Here is a 279-nt window from a genome sequence, read left to right on the forward strand (position 1 = left end):
CGAAGCCGAGCACGTCCACAGTGGCCCGGGCATATCCAGAATAGGCGTCCGCGAACGCCGGATCGAGCTTGATGGCCTTTTGATACAAGGACAGAGCTTCCCCGAGAGGCCTGAAGTCGACCGTATACGCATTCTGCTCGGCGCGGATGTAGAAGTCGTATGCTTCGAGATTTCGGGTCGGCAAGCGGGCAATCTGGGCCTTCTCGCCTTCCGTTAGCCGAACCGACAGCGCCTCGACGATGCGCCCGATCACCTCGTCCTGCAGGACGAATATCTTGG

Annotated in this window: 1 pseudogene; it reads right to left on the reverse strand. The window is 59.9% G+C overall.

The window, feature by feature from the left end:
- Nucleotides 1–279: pseudogene (locus tag EN786_RS37480) on the reverse strand (tetratricopeptide repeat protein); the annotation flags it as partial.

It is taken from the genome of Mesorhizobium sp. M4B.F.Ca.ET.143.01.1.1, from assembly GCF_004792275.1.
In the GTDB taxonomy this organism is placed as follows: Bacteria; Pseudomonadota; Alphaproteobacteria; order Rhizobiales; family Rhizobiaceae; genus Mesorhizobium; species Mesorhizobium abyssinicae.